18 protein-coding genes are annotated in these 22,616 nt (G+C 67.7%); 5 read left to right on the top strand and 13 right to left on the bottom strand.

Annotated features, from left to right (window positions below):
• Positions 1-26 precede the first annotated feature (26 nt).
• Genes ACQKDV_RS00925 through ACQKDV_RS00935 form a run of 3 tightly spaced genes read right to left on the bottom strand, consistent with a single transcriptional unit; the run spans position 27 to position 4,759 of the window.
• Positions 27-2,213 carry an ATP-binding protein gene (locus tag ACQKDV_RS00925; protein WP_427781917.1) on the bottom strand — a complete coding sequence of 729 codons (2,187 nt, stop codon included), beginning with the start codon at positions 2,211-2,213 and terminating at the stop codon, positions 27-29.
• On the bottom strand, positions 2,214-4,097 hold the full coding sequence (locus ACQKDV_RS00930; RefSeq protein WP_427781918.1) for an EAL domain-containing protein: 1,884 nt from the start codon (positions 4,095-4,097) through the stop codon (positions 2,214-2,216). It abuts the gene before it with no gap.
• Positions 4,098-4,141: 44 nt separating this feature from the next.
• Entirely contained in the window at positions 4,142-4,759 is a 618-nt protein-coding gene (locus ACQKDV_RS00935; RefSeq protein ID WP_427781919.1) for a DUF4126 domain-containing protein, read from the bottom strand.
• Positions 4,760-4,937: 178 nt separating this feature from the next.
• Here ACQKDV_RS00935 and ACQKDV_RS00940 point away from each other — a divergent pair, with 178 nt between their 5' ends.
• From ACQKDV_RS00940 to ampE, 5 genes are all read left to right on the top strand, one after another.
• Positions 4,938-5,681 (top strand): DUF6776 family protein, encoded by a 744-nt coding sequence (locus tag ACQKDV_RS00940; RefSeq protein ID WP_324810877.1) that lies wholly within the window; start codon positions 4,938-4,940, stop codon positions 5,679-5,681.
• 4 nt (positions 5,682-5,685) lie between these two features.
• A complete protein-coding gene (locus ACQKDV_RS00945; RefSeq protein ID WP_427781920.1) occupies positions 5,686-6,147 on the top strand; it encodes a bactofilin family protein in 462 nt (153 codons plus the stop codon).
• Between the two features lie 31 nt (positions 6,148-6,178).
• Entirely contained in the window at positions 6,179-6,571 is a 393-nt protein-coding gene (gene erpA / locus ACQKDV_RS00950) for an iron-sulfur cluster insertion protein ErpA (RefSeq protein WP_108747525.1), read from the top strand.
• Between the two features lie 101 nt (positions 6,572-6,672).
• On the top strand, positions 6,673-7,578 hold the full coding sequence (gene nudC / locus ACQKDV_RS00955; protein ID WP_427781921.1) for an NAD(+) diphosphatase: 906 nt from the start codon (positions 6,673-6,675) through the stop codon (positions 7,576-7,578).
• Positions 7,579-7,722: 144 nt separating this feature from the next.
• Positions 7,723-8,610, top strand: a complete 888-nt coding sequence (gene ampE, locus ACQKDV_RS00960; protein ID WP_427781922.1) for a regulatory signaling modulator protein AmpE — start codon at positions 7,723-7,725, stop codon at positions 8,608-8,610.
• Between the two features lie 265 nt (positions 8,611-8,875).
• Here the strand turns inward: ampE and ACQKDV_RS00965 are convergent, their stop codons facing one another.
• The 10 genes from ACQKDV_RS00965 to ACQKDV_RS01010 all read right to left on the bottom strand — a co-directional run bounded on the left by ACQKDV_RS00965 (position 8,876) and on the right by ACQKDV_RS01010 (position 22,588).
• Positions 8,876-9,295 (bottom strand): DUF2752 domain-containing protein, encoded by a 420-nt coding sequence (locus tag ACQKDV_RS00965; RefSeq protein ID WP_427781923.1) that lies wholly within the window; start codon positions 9,293-9,295, stop codon positions 8,876-8,878.
• Positions 9,295-9,651, bottom strand: a complete 357-nt coding sequence (locus ACQKDV_RS00970; RefSeq protein WP_427781924.1) for a CD225/dispanin family protein — start codon at positions 9,649-9,651, stop codon at positions 9,295-9,297. Before ACQKDV_RS00970 ends, ACQKDV_RS00965 begins: the two co-directional genes overlap by 1 nt.
• 104 nt (positions 9,652-9,755) lie before the next feature.
• Positions 9,756-9,878 (bottom strand): hypothetical protein, encoded by a 123-nt coding sequence (locus ACQKDV_RS00975; protein WP_427781925.1) that lies wholly within the window; start codon positions 9,876-9,878, stop codon positions 9,756-9,758.
• 82 nt (positions 9,879-9,960) lie between these two features.
• Positions 9,961-10,914, bottom strand: a complete 954-nt coding sequence (locus ACQKDV_RS00980) for a hypothetical protein (protein ID WP_427781926.1) — start codon at positions 10,912-10,914, stop codon at positions 9,961-9,963.
• Positions 10,914-11,696: a HEAT repeat domain-containing protein gene (locus ACQKDV_RS00985; RefSeq protein WP_427781927.1), complete on the bottom strand. Its 783-nt coding sequence runs from the start codon at positions 11,694-11,696 to the stop codon at positions 10,914-10,916. Before ACQKDV_RS00985 ends, ACQKDV_RS00980 begins: the two co-directional genes overlap by 1 nt.
• Positions 11,697-11,780: 84 nt before the next feature.
• The gene (locus tag ACQKDV_RS00990) at positions 11,781-13,667 is read right to left on the bottom strand and encodes an MFS transporter (protein WP_427781928.1); all 1,887 of its coding nucleotides are present in this window, start codon (positions 13,665-13,667) and stop codon (positions 11,781-11,783) included.
• Positions 13,668-13,804: 137 nt separating this feature from the next.
• On the bottom strand, positions 13,805-14,599 hold the full coding sequence (locus ACQKDV_RS00995) for an SDR family NAD(P)-dependent oxidoreductase (RefSeq protein ID WP_427781929.1): 795 nt from the start codon (positions 14,597-14,599) through the stop codon (positions 13,805-13,807).
• A 156-nt stretch (positions 14,600-14,755) separates the two neighbouring features.
• Complete coding sequence (gene yccS / locus ACQKDV_RS01000; protein ID WP_427781930.1) at positions 14,756-16,936, bottom strand: YccS family putative transporter; 2,181 nt, start codon at positions 16,934-16,936, stop codon at positions 14,756-14,758.
• A 160-nt stretch (positions 16,937-17,096) separates the two neighbouring features.
• Positions 17,097-19,154, bottom strand: a complete 2,058-nt coding sequence (locus tag ACQKDV_RS01005; protein WP_427781931.1) for a TonB-dependent siderophore receptor — start codon at positions 19,152-19,154, stop codon at positions 17,097-17,099.
• A 311-nt stretch (positions 19,155-19,465) separates the two neighbouring features.
• Positions 19,466-22,588 (bottom strand): efflux RND transporter permease subunit, encoded by a 3,123-nt coding sequence (locus ACQKDV_RS01010; protein ID WP_427781932.1) that lies wholly within the window; start codon positions 22,586-22,588, stop codon positions 19,466-19,468.
• Positions 22,589-22,616: the final 28 nt, after the last annotated feature.

The following is a 22,616-nucleotide window of genomic DNA, read 5'->3' on the forward strand; positions in this document are numbered from 1 at the left end:
AAAGCGGTAGTCGAGCAAGCTCGACGCTACCGTTCCTGCGCCAGGTAGCCGGTCAAGGCCACGCGTGCGCGGGCGAACTCGGCCACCAGCAGCGCGACCGCCACGGCGGGGCGCTGCAGACTGCCGGCGCGGGCTTCATGCTCGATGCGTCGGGCCACGGCCGACAGCGACAGGGCGCCGACGTTGGCGCTGGACGATTTGAGACTGTGCGACAGCGCCTGCAGGCGCTCGATGTCGTTGCCCTGCGCGGCCTGCTGCAGGGCCTGCACCAGGGTGGGTGCATCTTCCAGGAACACGGCCACGATCTGCAGTGCGGCCGGACCGATCACGCCCTGCAGTTCTTCAAGTACGCTGCGGTCGAGCACCGGCTGTGGCGAAGTGTCCGTGTCGGGCGCAGGAGGTAGCGTCGAGCTTTCTCGACTGTCCTCATACCGAGAACAGTCGAGAAAGCTCGACGCTACGGCTGCGGGCGCTGCGCCCCAGCGCTGCAGCAGCGCATGCAGGGTTTCGCGGTTGATCGGTTTGGACAGGTAATCATCCATTCCCGCCTGCAGGCAGCGCTCGCGGTCACCGGCCATGGCGTTGGCGGTCATGGCGATGATCGGCAGGCGTGCGCGGCCCGTGGTGGCCTCCTCGCTGCGCCATTGGCGGGTGGCGGCATAGCCATCAAGCACGGGCATCTGGCAATCCATCAGTACTACCTCGATGCCGCCCTGTCGCAGTGCCCGCAGGGCCTGCTCGCCGTCGTCGGCCAGCTGTACCTGGCACTGGAACACCCGCAGCAGCTGTTCGGCCACCATGCGGTTGGTCGCGTTGTCTTCCACCAGCAGCACGCGCAGCCGCAACGGCGGCAGTGCTGGGGGGGCTTGGCCCGCTTCGGTCGCAGCCAGCAGCGCGGCCGGCCGCGCGCTGAGGGCCGGCGTGGCCAGCAGGGCATGCAGGGTGGCGTCGCTGAAATCGGCGGGCAGACGTTGCTGGTGCGGCTGCACGGGGGAGGGGGCATCCTGCAGCCAAAGCACCTGCAGCGTGTCTTCCGCGCCGCGCTCGGCCAGCGTCCGCTGCAGCGTGGCTTCACCGCCACGGCGGTGGCGCGCATCCACCAGCAGCCAGGCCGGCATCGGCTGGCCCGGGCGTGGCACCGCACGCAGGCGCTCCAGCAGGGCATCGCGCTCGGGCACCACCTGCACCGGCAGCCCATGGTGGGCGGCAACGCGCTCCACGCGTGCCTGCAGCGCCACATCGGTGCTGTGCAGCAGCAGTGGCGCGGGATCGCGAGGTTGCGCCTGCAGGTCGCCGGGAATCTTCAGCAGCGGAATCTCGAACCAGAACGTGGCTCCCTGGCCGGGCCTTGACTGCACGCCGATCTGGCCTTTCATCAGGTCGATGATGCGCTTGCAGATGGCCAAGCCCAGCCCGGTGCCACCGTACAGGCGGGTGGTCGATGCATCGGCCTGGCTGAAGGACTGGAACAGCCGTGACTGCAGCGGGGCGTCGATGCCGATACCGGTGTCGATGACTTCAAAGCGCAGCTGGTGCTGGGCCGGGCTTTCGCCAAGGCGCTGCAGGCGCAGCTGCACCTGGCCGCGCGCGGTGAACTTGATGGCATTGGCCAGCAGGTTGGTCAGCACCTGGCGCAGGCGCACCGGGTCGCCGCGCACCGGCAGGCGCACGGCCGGGTCCAGCTGCAGGGCCAGATGCAGGCCCTTGGCTTCGGCCGCGCGCTGCAGCAGCTGCACCACGCCGTCCAGCAGCTCGCGCAGGTTGAAGCTGGTGATTTCCAGTTCCAGTGCCTGTGCTTCCAGCCGCGAGTAGTCGAGGATGTCGTCGACGATGCGCAGCAGCTGCTGCGAACTGGCCGAGGCGGTGGCCAGCATCTGCCGCTGGTCATCGCCCAGCGGCCCGCGTGCGATCAGCTCCAGCATCGGCAGGATGCCGTTGAGCGGGGTGCGGATCTCGTGGCTCATGGTGGCCAGGAATTCACCCTTGGCCAGCGCGGCCGCCTCGGCGGCCTGCTTGGCCTGCAGCAACTGCTGTTCCAGCTGGCCCTGGCGTTCGGTGGTGCGGCGCAGCTGGTCGCGCTCGTTGGCCAGAAGGGTGCGTTCGCGCTGCAGTGCCGCCAGCGCCTGGCCGCGTTGGCGCAGGCGCAGGCCGAGGGCCAGCGCCACGCCGGCGGCCAGCACCACCGCCGCCAGCAGCGCGACCGTCAGCGGCACTCAGAGCACCGTGTTGTGGAAGTCGAAGTTCAGGTCACTGCCGGCCGACTGCACCATGTTCCCCTGGATGAAGTCCACGCCGCCGACCCACATCGCGGCCGCCGCCTGCGGGTCTTCGATCTGCTGGCCGATGATCTGCAGGCCTGCGGCATGTGCCCGTTCGATCACCCGTCGCAGTTCCTCGCGCGTACCGGGGTTGGAATGGCTGCTGGAGAAGCGTGCCGCCGTGCGCACGAACGACAGCGGCAGGTGGGTGAGCAGGGCATCGGCTTCGCTGCTGGGTTCGAACTGGCTGAGGCAGAAGCGCACGCCGGCCGCAGCCATGCGCTGGCAGAACTGCTGCAGCGGCACGGTGTGGATGAGCGCGTCGGGCAGGCGCACGTCGATCACCAGCGCGCTGCCGGGCAGGTCGCGCTGCTGCAGCGATTCCAGCAGCCAATCGGCGAACGCATCGCGCTGCAGCGTGCGCAGCGACTGCGAGACGAACAGGTTCAGCGGCTGGGTCGCGTGGCGGTACAGGTCGAGCAGGCCCATCGCATGTTCCAGCACCTGCTGGTCGAGGTCGGCGATGCGCCCGGCCGCCTCGGCGGCCGGGATGACCTGGCCGGCGGTGAGCACGGTGCCATCGGCCTGGCGAAGGCGCAGCAGCAACTGGTACTGCGCGGTGTCGCCGCCGGCCACGGCGACGATCGGCTGGTAGGCCAGTTCCAGCTGGCCTTCCAGCAGCGCCAGGTGTTCCTGCTCGGTAGCTGCCTGGCGGTGTACGTGGCTGGCCACGCCTGCACTGAGCAGGCGCGCCTGCAGGGTGGTGCGCTCGATGGCCTCCAGCGCGCTGCTGGCATCGTCGAAGCCCGGTGACAGCGGCGCATAGCCGACCACCCCGCGCAGATGCACTGATTCGTCGTCGCGGATGATGAAGGCGCGTGCGGACAGCTGTTCGCGCAGGGACGCCGCGATGGCGTCCAGGCCCTGCTCGTCGGCATCGCGGGCCAGCAGCAGGAAGCTGTTGTCGTTCAGGCGCGCCAGCAGGTGCGGATGGCCGGCTTCGGCCAGGCGCTGGCCGGCCTGCACCATCAGCCGCTCGAAGGCGGCATAGCCGTAGCGCTCGCGCAGGCCCAGCGCGCTGGAGATCTCCACGAAGAACACACCGCCGCGGTCGCGGTGCGCCAGCGCGGTGTTGAGCTGCTGCAGCACATGGTGGCGGGTGGGCAGTCCGGTTTCCGGGTTGCTGCTGGCCGGTACACCGTTGGCGCCGGGCAGGGTGGCGGCCTGCGCGCGGGCGCGGCGGATGCGGTTGGCCACGGCCGCGATCAGGTGGCGCGGGCGGATCGGCTTGCTCAGGTAATCGTCGGCGCCGCTGTCGAGCACCTCGAACTGGCGCTCCGGGTCCGGGTCGCCACTGAGGAAGACGATCGGCAGCAGCTGCATGCCGGGCTGCTGGCGGATCATCGCGGTCAGGCGCATGCCATCCAGACCCGGCAGGTGCAGGTCCATCAGGATCAGGTCGGGGCGCTGCTCGCGGATGGCCTGTTGCACGCCATCGGCATCGGACAGCACCACGGCCTGCATGCCCGCACCGTGCAGCACGCTCTGCGCGAACAGGGCCTGTGCACGGTCGTCTTCGACGATCAGCACGCGGTAGGAAGAGTCGGCGGCGGCTGGCGCGTCGCTGCTGTTGCCCGCATCGTCCGCTGCAGGCGGCAGCGGCAGCGGCAGCGGCAGCGGCAGCGGCGGCGTCAGGCTGCTGGACGCCATGGCCGATACGACGGGCAAGGGCGGGTGATCGGTGGCGCCCGGCGCGCTGGCCCAGCGCTGCCAGTGGTCGGCCGGAGGGGTTTCAGCGCGTCCCGGGCGGGCGCCCGCGGGGAATTCGTTTGCGGCCATCGGTGCTCCTGGTGTCCACGACCATTATGCGCCAAGCCCGGCGTTCAGCCGGTACGCGGTTGGCCGGGTGTGGCAGCGCTGCCGGCGCGGGCCAGCCAGCGCACGCCCTTCCACAGGGTGCGCCAGACCAGCCATACCAGCAGGGCGCCGGCCAGGCTGCAGGCCAGCACCACCCCCAACGCGATCCACGGATGGGCCAGTGCCAGGGCCAGGCCGCCGATCACCACGGTGTCTTCCGCTGCAGAGGCGACCCAGTTGCTGGCCGGTTCGGGCGAGGTGTTGAGAAGGGCGCGGGTGCCGGCCTTCAGGCCGTGGCTGGCCAGGGCGACGCCGGCGCCGGCCAGCAGGCTGCCGGTGCCCAGCTGGCCATCCGGCGACAGCGTGGCGGCGGCAAGGAACGCACCGGCCGGTACCCGGGCCAGGGTCTGGACGAGGTCCCAGATGGAATCGACGCCGGGAATCTTGTCGGCGAAGAATTCGGCAACGGCCAGCACCGCCGAGGTGCCCAGCACCCACCAGGATTCGGTGGCCTGCAGGGCCGGCGGCAGGTCGACCCAGCCGAGCAGGCCGGCCAGACCGACGCCGAACACGGTGAGGTACACGCGGATGCCGGCCAGCCAGGCCAGCAGGATGCCGATCACGAACAGGTGGGCTTCGGTCATGGCGGGCTCCGGCGACGGAACTGTGCGGGGTGCCACACTATCGGCGATGACGTCGCTGAACACCACCGCCGGGTGCCGGCCGCCGTCGGGGAATGCCACCGTTCCTGTCATACACTAGCCCGTCGCTTGCTACAGGGGCCGTGCTGGTGTCGCCATTGCGAGTCCACGGAGACTTCCCATGAACAACCGCCCACCCATGCGCGTGCAGGTCCGCCTGCCCGGCGCGAACCCGCCGCCGGTCGACCGCCGTCGCCTGCTGGTCATTGCCGGCATCTGGCTGCTCAGCCTGGTGCTGGCGGTGCTGGGAGGCTGCTGGCTGGGCGCGCCGCGCGACGCGCAGGGCCAGCGCCTGCAGGCGGCCGAAAAGCACGCCGACACCCTGCAGGCGCAGCTGACTGAGCTGCGCCAGAAGCAGGCCACGCTGGAAGCCTCCGACCGCATCAGCCGCGCGGCCAACACCGAGGTGCAGTCCTCGCTGGCCGAGCGCGACGAAGAGATCGCCGGCCTGCGTGCCGACGTGGCCTTCTACGAGCGCCTGGTCGGTTCGACCAGCCAGCGCAAGGGCCTGAACACCCACTCGATCGAGTTCAGCCCCGAATCGGCCGGCACCTGGCAGTACGCCGTGGTGCTGACCCAGAACCTCAACCGCGGGGCCATCAGCCAAGGGCAGATGCGCTTTACCGTCGAAGGCGTGAAGAACGGCAAACTGGCCACGATCAGCTGGGATGAGCTGCACCAGCGCAGCAAGGTGCCGGGACAGGATTACTCCTTCCGGTACTTCCAGCAGCTCACTGGCAGCGTGATGCTGCCGGCAGACTTCACCCCGCAACGGGTGCGGGTGACACTGGGCAGTGGTGCAGGGGGCACCACGCAGGTATTTGACTGGAAACAGGCCGGCGCGCCGGCCAGCAAAGGGGAGTAGGCAGATGTTCGGAAGCAGCAAATCCAACCGTGAAAGCCAACTGGTGGTGGATGCCCTGATCGGCAGCCAGGTGGTGATCCGCGGCGATGTGGAATTCAGTGGCGGGCTTTATGTGGAAGGCCGCATCCACGGCAAGGTGATCGCCGCCGAAGGCGCCAGTGGCGCGACCCTGACGGTCGCCGAGCATGGCGTCATCGAAGGCGAGATCCGTGCCCAGGTGGTGGTCATCAGCGGCCGCTTGGACGGTGACGTGCATGCCAGCGAGAAGGTCGAGCTGACCCCGAGTGCGCGGGTCAACGGCAATGTCCATTACCAGGTGGTGGAAATGAATGCGGGCGCCCAGCTGAATGGCCGGCTGATCCATGCCAGCAGTCCGGTTGCGGCCCTGCCCGCACCGGAAGGTGAAGCAGCCGAGGGCAAGGGCGGTACCGCCGCGCGTCGCAAGCTGGCCGAGGCGATGGCTTGAAAGCCGTCCCCGGCGCCCCCATGCTGGGGCCATGAGCACGCTAGTTTCCCTGCCCGGCGCCACGCCGGCCGCCGCTCCCGACTACCAGTCGCTGGAGCGGCCGCTGAACTTCACCGAATCGGCTGCGGCCAAGGTGAAGGAACTGATCCAGGACGAGGGCAACCCCGATCTGGCATTGCGCGTGTACATCGAGGGCGGTGGCTGTTCCGGCTTCCAGTACGGCTTCGAGTTCGACGAGAACCGCGCCGAGGATGACCTGGCGGTGCAGACCAGCGGGGTTACCCTGCTGGTCGATCCGCTGAGCCTGCAGTACCTGATGGGCGCCGAGGTCGACTACACCGAGAGCCTGACCGGTGCGCAGTTCGTGATCCGCAATCCGAACGCGAAGACCACCTGCGGGTGCGGCAGCAGCTTCAGCATGTAGATCCACGCCATGCGTGGATGTGCCTGTCCGGCGGACAGCACCAGCACACTGCGCACACTGTCGAACTTGCCACCTGCGGCAATTGGCGGCAGGCTTGCCGGATGCTTACTTCTCCTTCGCCGCTTTCCGGTTTCGCCTTCGTGGCCGAGCCGCTGGAGCGCGCCGATGCCCTGCGCGACGATGCCGAAGCACTCGCACGCCTGTGGCCGGATGCGCGCATTCTTGTCCTGGACCGGGACGGCACCGCCTTCACCGCTGAAGACGACCAGCCGATCGCGCTGACCGGCGCCGACATCGGCGGTGGCCCCGGTGCGGCCATCTTCCTTGGCCTGCGCGGCGGGCAGGCCTGGTTCTCCGTCGAAGCGGCCAACATCACCCAGACCGCACCGCGCCGGCTCGACCTGCGCCAGGCGGCGCTGCTGTGGAGCGTGGCAGACGCCACCGCCTTCAGCTACGCCCGCGGCATGTCCTACTGGCATTCGCGCACGCGCTTCTGCGGGGTATGCGGTGGCGCGGTGGTGTTCGCCCGCGGCGGTTTCGTCGGTCGCTGCCCGCAGTGTTCCACCGAGCATTACCCGCGGGTCGACCCGGCGGTGATCGTGGCGGTGGAAAACCAGGGCCGGTTGCTGCTGGGCCGCCAGTCCAACTGGGCCCCGCGCCGCTATTCGGTGCTGGCCGGCTTCGTCGAGCCCGGCGAAACCTTCGAGCAGACCGTGGTGCGCGAAGTCCACGAAGAGAGCAAGGTGCGGGTGACCGCCTGCCAGTACCTCGGTTCGCAGCCGTGGCCGTTCCCCGGCGCGCTGATGGTGGGCTTCCGCGCGCAGGCGCAGGACGACGTGCCGACCGTCGATGGCGAGCTGGAAGATGCTCGCTGGTTCACTGCTGAAGAGGTGGGGGCCGCGCTGGCACGGGACGTAGAGGACGATGGCGAAGGCATCCGCCTGTCGCCGCCGATTTCAATCTCGCGCGGGTTGATCGAGCACTGGTACCGGCAGCAGCAGGGGTGATCGCCGCTGCCTTGCCGGGGCGTGCCGGTGGCAGCATTGCCGCCACCTGAACACGCGCCGGGTTACAGTAACGTTCACCGCTGAACGCGCCGCTGCGACAGGTAAGGTAGCGGCGCAGAACGCTTGTTCGTAGGGAGACCTGCCATGTTCACCACCCTGGTCGCCGTGTTGGTGGCGCTGGCTCTGGGCCACGTTGCCCCGGCTGCTGCCGCGTCGCTGCGCCGCTTCGACGGCTTCCGGCGCTGGCTGGGCTGGTTGGACGCGCATGGCGGGCGGGCGTGGCAGGGGGCGGCCGGCGTGGCGCTGGCGATCATGCCACCGCTGCTGCTGATGGCCCTGCTGGCCTGGTTGCTGCACGGGGTGCTGTTCGGGCTGCCCGGCCTGCTGCTGGGCGTGGCGGTGCTGGCCTGGTGCTGGGGCCCGCGAGACCTGGACCGGGATATCGAGGCCATCATCGACGCCGACGATGCGGCAAGCCGCCAAGCGGCGGTGCGCAACCTGCAGGCGGCCGGTGGCAGCCTGCGCGAAGACGTGCCCTCGCTGGTCGAGGCCACCGTGTTGAATGCGCTGCGGCGCTGGTTTGCGGTGCTGTTCTGGTTCCTGCTGCTGGGGCCGGTGGGTGCGCTGGGCTACCGCCTGCTGGCGCTGATGGCCGAAAGCCCGATGCGTGCGCGGGTGCCGGTGGAGCCGCTGGCGCTGGCACAGCGCCTGCTGGCCTGGATCGAATGGCCGGTGGCACAGCTGATGGCGTTCTCGATGGCGCTGGTCGGCAACTTCGACACGGCATGGAAGGCCTGGCGGCAGGCCCACGGTGAGCGCCTGGCAGGCAACATCGGGTTCCTGGGCGCGGTGGCGCGGGCGAGTGTGAATGCCGAGCTGCGCGAAGAAGCGCATGACTACACCGAAGTGGGCCTGTTGCCGGTGTGGCAGCGGCTGCCGGACCTGCGCGATGCGATGAGCCTGGTGTGGCGGATGCTGCTGCTGTGGCTGGCGGTGCTGGCGCTGCTGGTGATTGCAGGCTGGGTGACGTAGGTGTTTTTTGCAGGGCTTGCAGCCTTGCACCTGCAGAGGCAACGTCCGGAGCAACAGCAACAGGTGCCCCCGACAATTTCCTGGGGACGGATGTCTTGTAGAGCCGAGCCATGCTCGGCTCCGAGCAAGCGCAGCGAAGCGATCCGCTCTCGTTTTTGATCTTCTCTTTCGTTTCCGTGGTGGACGCGCACGGAAACTGTCGGTGGCCGGGCGACCTTCAGATACCGCCACCGACCACGAGGGGGCTGCGCCGTTGGCTGGAAACCTAGACCGGCGCCAGCGCCGTGAACGGTGCCCACGGCAGATTGCGCAGCAGCGCGTAGCCGGGCAGCAGCCAGAGCCAGAACGTGGGGTTGGCCAGCACCCGCATCAGCGGATCCAGCACGCGCGGGCGGATGCCGGCGATGTTCAGAAGCATCAGCAGCAGGAAGGGCTGGCTGATGACCAGCAGGGGATTCATCGCCAGTGCCGTGGTAACGTCGCCATGCAGCAACGCATGCGCGCAACGGGTGCCACCACAGCCCACGCAGTAAAGGCCGGTGAGCGCACGGAATGCGCAGGGTGGGAAAGGGCTGGCGGCGCTGCTGGGATCGACGCGGTACAGCAGCCAAGCGGCGGCGGAGGCGGCCGCCAGGGCCGGTGGCGCCGCGAACCAAGTCCAGCGCGGGAGCTGGACCTGGCTCATCACTGGCCCAGCTGCCCGCGGATTTCCTGCATGCGCGCCATGTAGCCGTCGATGCCGCCCATGGTGAGCAGCGAAACGACGAAGACCACCACGCCCAGCGCGATGATGCCGAAGGTGACCCACATCCAGATCTTCGCGGTGCGCGAGGCAGTGACGGCGCCCACCACATCACCGGCTGCCAGCAGCTTGCTGACCTTGTTGCCGTAGACGATGGCGACGATACCGGTGGCGATGCCAGGCAGGCTGAAACATGAAAGGCAGCAGACGATGAACGATGCAACCGTGCCGATGATGGACGGAACCAGATAGGTCTGCGGGGCGCCGGCTGCGAGCTGCGGCGGCTGCGGGGTGCTCATGAATCATTCCTTGACGAGGGGCGGCCGTCATCTTGACATCGGAGCGACCGTTCGTCCAGTGCAGTTGCGGTGCCGTGGCGCCCCAGGGACGCCACGGCGTTGGATCAGTTTGCTTCCTGCGGCCACAGCAGCAGGATCTGGAACAGACCGATCACGCCGTCGGAAACGCCGGTCGGGGCAACATTGGTGGGCAGGTCTTCAATTTCCAGCATCACTTCGTTGTTCATGCTCGCAGTCCTTTTGGATGAAAAGCCTCTCGTGATGGAAGCAGGTGCCGCCGAGAGGCATCGGCACCTGTGTTCGTACCGGTCAGTCGCGCTTGTACAGATCGGCGGCGCTGGCCAGGTCCAGGCCGGCGTCCAGTCGGCCGCCGTCGTGCAGGCTGCGCGCAGCCATCGCCATCAGCGGGTCGGCATCGTCGACGAAGCGCCGGCTGATATAGCTGTGCTGCTCCAGGCGTGTCTGCAGGGAGTGGATGGCCTGCATCGCCGAGACCCTGATACGCCGGTTCGGCTGCCCGTCCAGCAGTGCGTGCAGGGTGGGCAGCGCGTCCCCGTCACCGATCATGCCGAGCAGCGCAGCCAGTGAAGCCTTGCGGTACACGTAAGCCGCTTCGGGAATGCCGGAGATCACGCCCTTGTGGGTATCGAAGAAGTACTGCTCGGTGTCCTGGCTGCGCGGTGACAGCAGCATCAGGTTCAGTGAGATCGACAGCTCGGTCGGCGCGTGCTGGATGTGGATGTCACGCCGCTCGCGGTAGAACATCACCTTGCCCTGCGGCAGGGTGGTTTCTTCCAGCGCGGTCAGTTCGACCGGTTCGCCGACATAGCCCACCACCTGGCTGGGGTCGTACTCGAAGATCTCGGTCCTGTAGCCGGAACCGAAGCAACCGGCGGTGAGGAAGGCGAAATTGTGGTCGTGCGCCAGGTTGTAGGAGAAGATCCGTTCTTCCTGTTCGCGGATGGCGCCGGACAAGCGGGGCGGCGTCCAAATGTTGGCACGCACGTAGAAGCTTTCGCTGCCGGCCAGGATGATCGACTGCGGGGTGTAGCTGACCTGCCGGTTGCCCTGCAGGAAGGCGTCGGCCTGCTTCTGGATCGCATCGCGGATCAGGTGCGGGTGCTGGGCCAGGCCGGCCAGCGCATCGGCGAGCTGCAGCGCGCTTTCCGGCTCGTTCACGTCCACCTGCGCGCGCGCCAGGGCCATGAATCCGTCCAGGTCCAGCGGCTGGGTGTGCCCGGAGAGTGTCGGCGTGATCGCCATCAGTTGCGGGCTCCTGTGTAACGGGCCAGTACGTTGGCCGCACTCTGGCGGATCTGCGCGTGTGCATCATTGCGCGCGCCTTCCAGCAGCTGCAGCGCCTGCGTCGGGTCGATGCGGCCCATGGCCTGGATCGCGGCCCAGCGCACGAAGTGGCTTTCATGGGCGGCGAGACGGGACAGCGTATCGCTGCCACCATCGCGCAGGGCGCCCAGCGTGCGCGCCATGATTTCCAGTTCGGAATGGATCGGGCTGGAGGAAATGGCCTGGATGACCTCGCCGCGCTCGCGATCGATCATCCATTGCAACGGCTGGCGCACCGCCCCGATCAGCTTGGCCACAAGGGTGGGGCGCTGGATGCGCAGGTCATGCACAGTGCCCGTGCTACCGCATAGCAACGCGCTGCCGACTTCAAGCACGCTGCTGTCGAGAAGGTGGATCCGGCTGCCTTCGGCGACTGTTGCAGGCGCATCGAGCTGATAGGTGTTCACCTGCAGCGTGCCGTTCAACGGCATCACGATCAGCTCGAACGGCTGCGTATACAGGAAGCGCGTGTTGATCGACTGCTGGACCACCTTCAGCTGCCAGCTCGGCCCCTGCGCCAAGGTGACGGCGAACGCCTCCTGGCTGGGTTGGCCGCAGTCGGACAGTTCCTCAAGGATACAACCGCGCAGCCATTGGATCAGGTCCGCCTGCCGCAGCAGGCCGATACATCCGCCGAGACTGCCGCCCGGAACGGCCAAGTGCCGCTCGATGTCCCGGGTGAACTCCGTTCTGAACTGCATTGTGATCTTCCGTGTCGTCGATGCGCTGCCGCGTCTGCGGCGAGCATCGAGTCTATGTCCAGCCACCGAAGCGGCGCAAGCGTGTCACGGATGTTCGCCGCGCAGGAGCCGCACCTGGGCCTCCAGCGCCGGGGCGTCGGTGTGATGACCATCCACCGCCGGCGCCGCCACCACCTGCACCGTCGCGCGGAAACGCCGCGGCACGCGCATGCGACCCAGGCGGCTGTCGCGCCGGCTCCACATGCTCGACCACATGCCGCGCAGCGCCATCGGCACCACCGGCACCGGCCGTCGTTCCAGGATCTTTTCGACGCCGGACTTGAACGGTGCCATCGCGCCATCCTTGGTCAGCGCGCCTTCCGGGAAGATGCAGACCAGTTCACCCTCGGCCAGCGCCGCATCTATCTCATCGAACGCGCGCTGCATCAGCGCCGGGTCCTCGCGCGCACCGGCGATGGGGATCGCCTTGGCGGTGCGGAAGATCCAGCGCATCACCGGGATGTTGAAGATTTTGTAGTACATGACGAAGCGCACCGGGCGCGGGATCGTCGCCGACAGGATCAGCGCGTCCATGTAGCTGACGTGGTTGCAGACCAGCAGTGCGGCGCCTTCATCGGGCACGTTGGCCTCGATGCCGTGCGGGCGCAGCCGGTACAGGGTGCGCACCATCACCCAGCTGAGGAACCGCATCAGGAATTCGGGGACGATGGTGAAGATGTAGATCGCCACGATGGCATTGGCGATGGCCAGGGCCAGGAACAGCTGCGGAATGGTGACGCCCAGCTTGCTGGCGGCCAGGCCGATCAACGCCGCAGCCACGATGAAACCGGAGTTCTGGATGTTCAGCGCGGCGAACACGCGGGACATTTCAGCCCTCGGTGTACGGCTCTGGATGAGCGCGAACAGAGGCACCACGAAGAAGCCGGTGAACAGGCCGATACCGACAAGATCGATGATGATGCGGATGCTTCCCGGCGCGTGCACGAACTGCGGCAGCGACAGTCCCTGCGCGGTGGCCACGCCGGCACGGGCAAAGTACAGATCAAGCAGGAAGGCGGTCATGCCGAACGCACCCAGCGGCACCAGGCCGATTTCCACGGTGCGCGCCGACAGCTTCTCGCACAGCAGCGAGCCGACGCCGGTGCCGACCGAGAACAGGGCCAGGGCAAAGATGTACAGCGTCGGTTCGCCGCCGAGGTTGACCACCGCGTAGCTGGGCAGCTGCGAGGTGAGGATGGTGCCGACGAACCAGAACCAGGACACGCCGAGGATGGCGTTGCGCACGGCTTTCTGCTTGCGCGCCATGCGCAGCACGGCCAGCGATTCGGGCAGCGGGTTCCAGTTGATCTTCAGGTCCGGTGCGCCGGCATCAACGCGCGGGATCATGCGCGCGGCCACGTTGCCGCAGACCGCCAGGATCACCACGGCGGTTGCGGCCACGGTGGGGCCGTGGCTGCCGGCCAGGGTGAAGATGAGGCCACCGAAGATCATGCCGGTGAGGATGGACAGCGAAGTGCCCATTTCCACCAGGCCGTTGCCGCCGGTCAGTTCCTCGGGGCGCAGCACCGAGGGCAGCACCGAATACTTCACCGGCCCGAACAGGGTCGACTGCAGGCCGGTGCAGAACAGCGCCACCAGCAGCACGCCCATGTGCTGGGTGAAGAAGCCGATGCCGGCCAGCGACATGATCACGATCTCCATGGTGGTGGTGATCACGATCAGCCGCGATTTCTCCAGCTTGTCGGCAATCTGCCCGGCCAGCGCGGAGAACAGGAAGTAGGGCAGGATGAAGATGGCCGGTGCCAGGTTGGTGTACAGCGAGCGTTCGGCCTCTGACACCCCCAGGTAGAACAGCAGGCCGATGATCGCCTGCCGGTACACGTTGTCGTTGAAGGCGCCCAGCGACTGCACGATGAAGAACGGCAGGAAACGGCGCTGGCGCAGCAGGGCGAACTGGTTGTGACTGGACATGGAGCCTCCTTGACCGCCGCAGCCTAGCATTCCTGCCCGTGTGTCGGGACGGCGGCCAGGTGCATCCACGCGTGGCGTGGATCTACCTGGACCTGCGGCTATGGGTGCGGACCGTTGGTCCGCACACCTGCAGAACTTCAGACGATATCGTCCACCACGCCGCCATCCACGCGCAGTGCCGCGCCGGAGGTCGCCGAGGCCTGCGGCGAGGCCAGATAGACCACCATGTTGGCCACTTCCTCGACCGTGGCGGTGCGCTGGATCACAGAAGACGGCCGGTGTGCCATCACGAACTCGCGGCCGATCTGCTCCAGCGGCTTGCCGCTGCGCTGGCGTTCCTCTTCGAACATCGCCGCGAAGCCGTCGGACAGGGTCGGGCCAGGCAGCACCGCATTGACGGTGACACCGCTGCCGGCCACGCGCTTGGCCAAGCCGCGCGACAGCGACAGCTGCGCGGTCTTGCTGACGCCGTAATGGATCATGTCGGCCGGAATGTTGCGTGCCGATTCGGAGGAAATGAACAACACGCGGCCCCAACCGGCTGCCACCATCGCCGGCAGCAGCGCACGCGACAGGCGTACGCCGGACATCACGTTGGTCTGCCAGTAGCGCTCCCAGGTCGCGTCTTCAGTCTCGAAGAAGTCCTCGGGGCCGAAGATGCCGGCGTTGTTGACCAGGATGTCGACCTGGGGCAGGCCGGCCAGCAGGGTATCGACGCCGGCTGCATCGGAGAGGTCGGCGGCGACGCCGGTCACGTCGGCACCCGGAACTGCAGCCAGCAGGCGCTGGCGTGCGCGTTCGATACTCCCGGTGCTGCGGCCGTTGAGGATTACCCGCGCACCGGCTTCGGCCAGGCCCTGCGCGATGGCCAGCCCGATGCCGGCGGTGGAAGCAGTGACCAGCGCGGTGTGGCCGGCGAGTTCGATCTTCATGGAGGAGTCCGTGAGCAGGGGAACACCCAGTATCCGCGCAGCCGCGTGATCGGGGTGCAGCGCCAGGCGAAACGCGCTGTTGCGCACGGCGCAGTAGATCCGCCCCATGCGTGGATGCAGCACCGGTAGCGCCGGGCCATGCCCGGCGGCACGTTGTCAGGTGAGCGTACGCACCGCCTCATTCGCCGCCGCGCGCACCTTCGGCAGCAACCGCAGCACCAGCGCCATCTGCGTGCGGATCAGCTGCAGCTTCGGCGGCATGGCATCTTCGATCTGTTCCAGCTCGGCGGCCACCGCACGATCAGCGTCGTTGTCATCTTCCGCGACCGGCTGGCGTGCGGCCAGGGCCGTGGCCAGCTGCTGCAGCGCCTTGCGCACGCGTTCACCGGCCGCCAATGCCAGCGGATCACCGGCGTAGCTGTCCACCTGGTCGCGGTGCGCGCCCAGCGCCGACAGATGGCCGAGCAGGGTGTTGGACAATGCCAGGAAATGGAAGCCCGCATCCAGATTGCGGCGCACATGGCCGGGCTCGCGCAGCATGTTCGACAGCGCCGTGGACAGCGCGGCATCGGCGTTGTGCATGTCGCGGCGGGCGATGCGGTAGGCGAGGTCGTCACGCATGCCGCTGCGGTACTGGCCCAGTACCGAATCGAGGTAACGTGCGGCGGTATCCAGCACGCGTGCCAGCACGAGGTGCAGCTGCCGGCCCTGCCAGTCCGGCAGGATCAGGAATGCGGCGGCGGCGGCAATCGCACAGCCCAGCACCGTATCGACCATGCGCGGGACGATCAGCACGAAGCCGTCGCCGATCAGGTTGAAGCAGGTCAGCGCCATCACCGTGATGGCCGCTGAGGCGACCAGGTAGCGATCAGTACGGTTGTAGAAGAACACCAGCGCCGACAGCAGGGCGATCAGCAATTGTACGTGCAGCTGTGGGAACAGCTGCAGCAGCGCCCAGGTGAACACCAGGCCGGCCAGCGTGCCGGCGATGCGCTGGGCCAGGCGTTGGCGGGTGGCGCCGAAATTGGGGCGGCACACGAACACGATGGTCAGCAGCACCCACGAGCCGTTCTGTGCGTTGAACAGGCGGATGGCCATGAAACCGGCGACCAGTGCCACGGCCATGCGCAGGCCATGGCGGAACAGCACCGAGCCGGGCGTGAGCTGCTGGCGGATGCGCACGCCCATTTCGCGCAGGGTGTGCGGGTTGCTGTCGCGCAGGCGCGTATCGACGTTGTCCAGGCTGGCATCCGAGCGCTCTGCGTCGAGCAGGCGGCGTTCGATGCTGCGCAGGTTGTGCACCAGCAGATCCAGCGAACCGAGCAGGCGCTGCCACTGCGGGCGCTGCTGTTCACGCAGGTAGGCCAGTGCGTCGGCCAGATCGCGTCCGGCCTGCTGGTTGCTTTCGCCGTACACGAAGGGGCGGCGCAGGCGGATCGCCTCACCCAGACGCGCACAGGCCTGGCCCTGCAGATCGAGCAGGCGTTGGCAGCGGTACAGCACGTCACTGTGGAAGAACGCGTCGACCAGCGCGCCGTAGGGGTAGTGCGAGGAGCTGGCGCGCTCGTGGAAATCCTGCGCCATGTAGTACAGGCGCAGGTACAGTCCGGAATTGACGCCCGGCCGCCCGGAGCGGCCGAAGCGGGCCAGGATCGCGGCCTTGGCTTCGTTGAGGGCACCGACCACGCGCCGGTTCTGTTCGGCCAGATCCAGCTGGCGGCGCTGCAGGTCGGCTTCACGCACCGGTTCAAACAGGGTGGCCTTGAGCTGCAGGTAGCGGCCCAGTTCCACGTAAAGGCGCGCAACCCGCTCGCGTACCGGACGGTTGGCGAACAGGGCCGTCCACAGGATCGACAGCAGGCCGTACCAGACCGCACCGGCCAGCAGGTGGCTGACCGCATCGAGAGCGCGTGCGAGGTCGCCGGCGCCGCCATGCTGTTCCATCCCGATCATGGTGTAGATGGCCAGCGTCACCGTGGCCTGGGCGATGGAGGCGTAGCGCTCGCCCAGCGCACCCAGCAGGGTCAGGCAGAACGTGGACAGCGCCAGCGCGCCGATGAACACCCATGGCAGCGGGAACAGCCAGATGACCGAGGCGGCGGCGATGCAGAAGCACAGCAGCGACAGCAGCACCGCCTTGGTCCGGCCCCACCAGTTGTCATCGGTCTCGGCGATGGCGCTTGCGATGATGCCCAGGAACACGCCGGGCAGGGCCGGCAGCGCATCCAAGTGCCAGCACACACCCAGTGCAGTGGTCAGGGCGATGAAGACGCGCAGGCCATAGCTGGCCTTCTCGTGGGCCCACAGGCGGCTGAGGCGGGATTCGTGGGCGGACATGCAGGCTCGGGGGGCGGGATGCCCCCCATTATTGCGGGCCTTGCGTGAAATGGGGCACTGGATGTGCGGACCAACGGTCCGCACCCACCCACCTTCAGCAGGCGATGTGCGGACCAACGGTCCGCACCCACCGAGGTGGACCGCACCCACCGCAGCCGGGTTACATCTCCCAGCGCACGCTCAGCGCGAAGGTGCGCGGCAGGCCGACGCCTGCGTTGGACCAGTATCTGCGGTTGCCCAGGTTCTCCACGCTGGCGCGCAGGATGACCGGGTGGCCCGAAGCGACCAGGTGGTAGCCGATGCCGGCATTGACCAAGGTGTAGTCGGGGAGCTTCAGCGTGTTGTCGGCGTCGTACCAGACATCGCCGTAGTAGCGCACGGCGGCGTAGGCTTCCAGCCCGTCCACCCACGGCAGCTGGTAGTTGGCGTGCAGCACGCCGCTCCAGCGGGCCGCGCCAGCGGTACGGTTGCCTTCCTGCGACGCGCTGTCCGGGGACAGCTTGTCGTAGGTCGGGTCCAGCCAGGTCACGCCGCCGCCGACGGTCAGGGCATCGCCCAGGTGCAGGTCGGCGCTGGCTTCCACGCCTTCGTACAGGGTGATGCCATCCTGCACCAGGTACTTGCCGGCGTCGGTGAGCAGGTCGATGTTGGCACCGCGTTCCAGGCGGAATGCGGCCACGTTCGCGTTCCAGCGCGGCGCTTCCACCTTTGCGCCGATCTCATACTGCTTGCTGATGGTCGGGTCGAGCACGGTGCCGGCATTGATGTACGTGCTGCCCACGCGGCCACCGGCTTCCAGCGATTCGATGTAGCTGGCATACAGGGTCACCGCTTCGCTGGGCTTGTACATCACCGCGTAGGTCGGGGTGACCGGGTAGGTGTGGTAGCTGCCCTTGGTCTCGAAATCGTTGTAGCGCCAGCCAGCCAGCACCGACCAGCCGCCGCCGAGGTCAACGGTATCGCTGGCGAACACCGCCTGCTGTACGGTCTCGTCGCCGCGGGCCAGGACGCGCGATCCCACTGCGTCGTGGACGATGGCCGAGCGCTGGTACAGGTTGGCGCGGCCGATGGTGTTCCACTCGTAGGGGCGGTCCCAGCCCAGCCCGGTCTGGTGGCTGACCCCGGCCACCAGCTGGTGCCGCAGCGGTCCAGTCTGGAAGCTGCCCTGCACCAGTGCCTGGGCCAGCTTCCACTCGCTCTTGCCGCCCAGCTCGTAGACGTTCACGTCGTAATCGCCGTTCACATCGTCGATGTAGGCGAAGATCTTGTTGACGTCGTTCCATGAGGTGGTCAGGCCGTAGCTCAGGCTGGCCTTCCAGTCACTGTTGATCTGCCAGTTCAGTGCGGTCGACAGCAGGCTGGAACGGGTGTCGTAGTAGGTGCCCGGAACGCTGTTGTCGACATCACCGGCAATCGGGCGCGGCAGCGAGGTCAGGCCGATGAAGTAGTACTGCGGCGACTCCTCACTCAGGTCGCGCGACTGGAACACGCCATCGAAGGTCCAGGTGAGCGCATCGCTCAGACGCGCGTCCAGCGACAGCGCACCGACCTTGCGGTCGACGTGGCCACCGTTGAAGGTTTCGCCCTTCTCCTGGTATGCGTTGAAGCGATAGCCGAACATCTGTTCGTTGCCGAAGCGGCCGCCGATGTCGACGCCGCCGCTGACGATGCCCTGCTCGCGCCAGCCCAGCTGTGCGGACAGTGTGGGCGTATCGGTCGGCTTCTTGGTGATGTAGTTGACGATGCCGCCCGGCGCGCCGAAGCCGTACAGGAAGCCGCCGGGGCCCTTCAGCAGATCCACCTGCTCCATCACTTCCAGCGGCCATTCGGTGCCCCAGGAGGAGACCTGCAGGCCATTGACCCGGTAACTGTCGTAGCTCAGGTCGATGCCACGGTTGCGGATCGGCGAGCTCCAGCCGCTTGCGTAGGCGCTGACCTGGGTGGTGACCGACGGATCGAACAGGAACGCTTCGCCCAGCGAAACGACCTGGCGCTGCTCGATCTGTTCACGGCCGACGGCGGTGATGGCAAACGGAGTGTCGCGCAGGGCGCGGTCACCGAGGGCGCCGGCTTCGGTATGGGTGCGTTCGGCGGTGACCTTGATTGCATCCAGGTCGGTGGCACTGCGGGTGTCGGCCGGGGCCCCGGCATGGGCGGCGCATGCGGCGGACAGGGCGATGACCAGCACGGCCAGGCGCGGGGAAGGGGTGGACAGCATCGGTGAGGGATCCTTCGCGGACAGCACACGACCGTCCGCGGTGGCGGAAGGGAAGGGTCGATGGCTGGGATCACGCAGGCATGCCGGGAACCGGCAGCGGGGCGCCGCTTGGGGGAGGCGGCGCAGGACCATGGCTGGATGGGAATTGTTCTCCTTTCGTTACGGCGCGTCAAACCCGGAGCTTCGGGCAGCCGGCCAGCGGCCGGCTCTACCGGACGGCGCGTCAGAACGGCGGCCGGCTCTACCGGTAGATCCACGCCATGCGTGGATGGCGTTCCGCGGTAGTGCCGGCCGCTGGCCGGCATCTCCCATCACGCGCGCTGCGCGCGCTTCAGCAGTTTCGCCTCGCGGCGGCGCGCACGGCGGGCGCGCCAGCGTTCGGCCAGGCACGAGAAGATCACGTACAGCGCCGGGGTGCTCAGCAGGGTCAGGCTCTGCGAGAACAACAGGCCGCCGATCATCGCGATGCCCAGCGGCCGACGCAGCTCGGAACCCTCACCCAGGCCGATCGCCAGCGGGACCGCCGCCAGGATCGCCACCATCGTGGTCATCATGATCGGGCGGAACCGCACGATGCTGGCCTCACGCGCCGCCTCACGCGGCGCCAGCCCATGCTCGCGCTGCGCCACCAGGGCGAAGTCGATCATCATGATCGCATTCTTCTTGACGATGCCGATCAGCAGCACCAGCGCGATCATCGAAATGACCGACAGTTCGGTACCGGTGCCGAACAGGGCCAGCAGCGCACCCACACCGGCCGCGGGCAGCGTGGAGAGGATCGTCACCGGATGGATCAGGCTTTCATACAGCATGCCCAGCACCAGATACACGGTCAGGATCGCAGCCAGTATCAGGATCAGCATGTCGCTGGGGTCGGAATTGAAACCGAAGCCCGCGTCGTCGGCCAGGCGGATGTCGCCCGGCATGCGCATGCCGGCCACCGTCGCGTCGATGATGGCCTTGGCCTCGCCGGCGCTGACGCCTGGTGCGAGGTTGTAGCTCAGGTCCATCGTCGTGTACTGGTTTTCGTGGGTGATCTGCGAAGGGGCCAGCCCCGGTGCCTGGCGGGCCACCGCGGTGATCGGCACCATTTCGCCGCTGCGTGCCTTCACGTACACCTCGTCCAGCGCGGCCGGCGTGGCCGTCTGCGACGGCAGCGCGTTGACCACTACGCTGTACTGGTTGATGTCCGAGTAGATCGTGGAAATCTGCCGCTGGCCGAAGGCGCCGTACAGCGCACCATCGATGGCACCGACGGAAATACCCAGGCGTGCGGCCTTGGCGCGGTCGATCTCGATGTTCTGGCGCAGGCCGGCGTTGTCGACGTCGGTGCCGACGTCACGCAGCTTGGGGTTCTTCTTCAGTTCCGCCTGCAGTCTGGGCAGCCATTCCTGCAGCGCGGCCAGGTCGTTGCCCTGCAGCGAGATGCGGTACTGCGCGCCCTGGCTGTTGCCGCCGCCGTCGTTGCTGGGCAGGTCCTGGATCGCGCGCAGGCGCAGTTGCAGGTCGGGGTAGCGGTCGGCCTTGGCACTCAGGCGGGCCAGCGCATGGGCGGTGGTCTCGCGGCGGCCGTCCTTGCGCGACTTCAGTTCAACGTTGAACTGCGCGCTGGAGCCCTGGCGGCCGCTGCCCAGGCGCACGCCCACGGTCTTCACCGCCGGGTCGGCCATCAGCATGTCGGTGATGCGGCGCTGGCGGGCCACCATGTCTTCGAAGGACACGGTGGCGCTGGAGTTGGCGCGGCCCCAGATAAGGCCGGTGTCCTGCGGCGGGAACGCGCCCTTCTTCACTGCACCGAACAGGAAGATGGTGACGCCGATCAGGATCAGCGGGGTGAGCGAGAGCAGCAGTGCATGACGCAGCGAGAAATCCAGGAACACCGTGTAGATGCGCAGCATGCGGTCGTGCCCGGCATCGAGCCAGCGGCCGAAACGCGACGGTGCGGCGGTGTGATCGTGGGCGCTGAGGAAGCGGCTGCACAGCGCCGGGGTCAGGGTCAGCGAGACGACCATCGAGACCACGATGGCGGCCACCAAAGTCACGGTGAACTCGCGGAAGAACGCGCCCATCATGCCGCTGGCGAACAGCAGTGGAATGAACACCGCCACCAGCGAGGCGGTGATCGAGACGATGGTGAAGCCGATCTCGCGTGCGCCGGTGAAGGCGGCCTGCAGGCGCGGCATGCCTTCGTCGAGGTGGCGCATGATGTTCTCGATCACCACGATCGCATCGTCCACCACGAAGCCAATGGCGATCACCAGCGCCAGCAGGCTCAGGTTGTTGAGGGTGAACCCCAGCGCGTACATCACCAGCGCGGCACCGGCCAGCGACAACGGCACGGTGACCGCGGCGATCAGCGTGGGCGCCAGCCGGCGCAGGAACAGCGCCATGGTCAGCACCACCATCGCCAGGCTGATCAGCAGGGTGATCTGCACTTCATGCAGCGACGAGCGGATGGTCGGCGTGCGGTCGAAGTACGGCGTCATCGTGGTGCCGGGCTGCAGGTAGTCACGCAGCGCGGGAATCTGCGCCTTCACCCGGTCCACGGTCTCTACGATGTTGGCACCGGCGCGGGTGAACACGTACATCACCACGGCCGGTTTGTGGTTGAACCACGCGGCCTGGTAGGCATCCTGCTGGCCGTCGTAGACGTTGGCGATGTCCTTCAGGCGGATCACCCGGCCATCGCCCTGGGTCTTGACCACCAGCTCGGCGAAATCGGCCGCGCGCGCCACCGAATCGTTGGCGATGATCGCCGTGGTGGAGTTGCCGTCGCTGAGGAAGCCGGTGGGCGAGGTCACGTTGGCCGCGCGCACGGCATTGCGGAGGTCATCGGCGGTCAGGCCGAGGGCATTCATCAGGCGCAGGTTGACGTCCACGCGCACGGCCGGCGTCGAGGCACCGGCGATATCCACCGAGGCCACCCCGCTGATCTGGCGGATGCGCTGGGCCAGAAGTGAATCGGCGACGTTGTACAGTTCGTCGGCCGACTGCGTCTGCGAAGTGAGTGCGATGGCGATGACCGGATCATCGTTCGGGTTCGCCTTCTGGTACATCGGCGATCCCAGCCCCGAGGGCAGGTCGGCCTGTGCCGAATTGATCGCGGTCTGCACGTCCAGCGCGGCTGAATCGATGTTGCGGTCGCTCTGGAAGATCATGAACACCAGCGAGCTGCCTTCCGAGCTCGACGAGCGCATACGGTCGATGCCCGGCAGCTGGCCGAGGTGGCGTTCCAGTGGTGCGGTCACTGTTGATGCCATGGTCGCCGCGTCCGCGCCGGCCTGGTTGGCATGCACGAAGATCACCGGGATCTCGACATTGGGCAGGGCCGACACGCCCAGCCGCAGATAGCAGATCAGGCCGATCATGAACAGGCCGATGGCCAGCAGGGCGGTGCCGATCGGGCGGCGGATGAAGGGACCGGACAGGTTCATCGTGCGGCCCCGCGCAGCAGCGCGGCGT

It is taken from the genome of Stenotrophomonas sp. NPDC077659, assembly GCF_050268705.1.
GTDB lineage: Bacteria > Pseudomonadota > Gammaproteobacteria > Xanthomonadales > Xanthomonadaceae > Stenotrophomonas.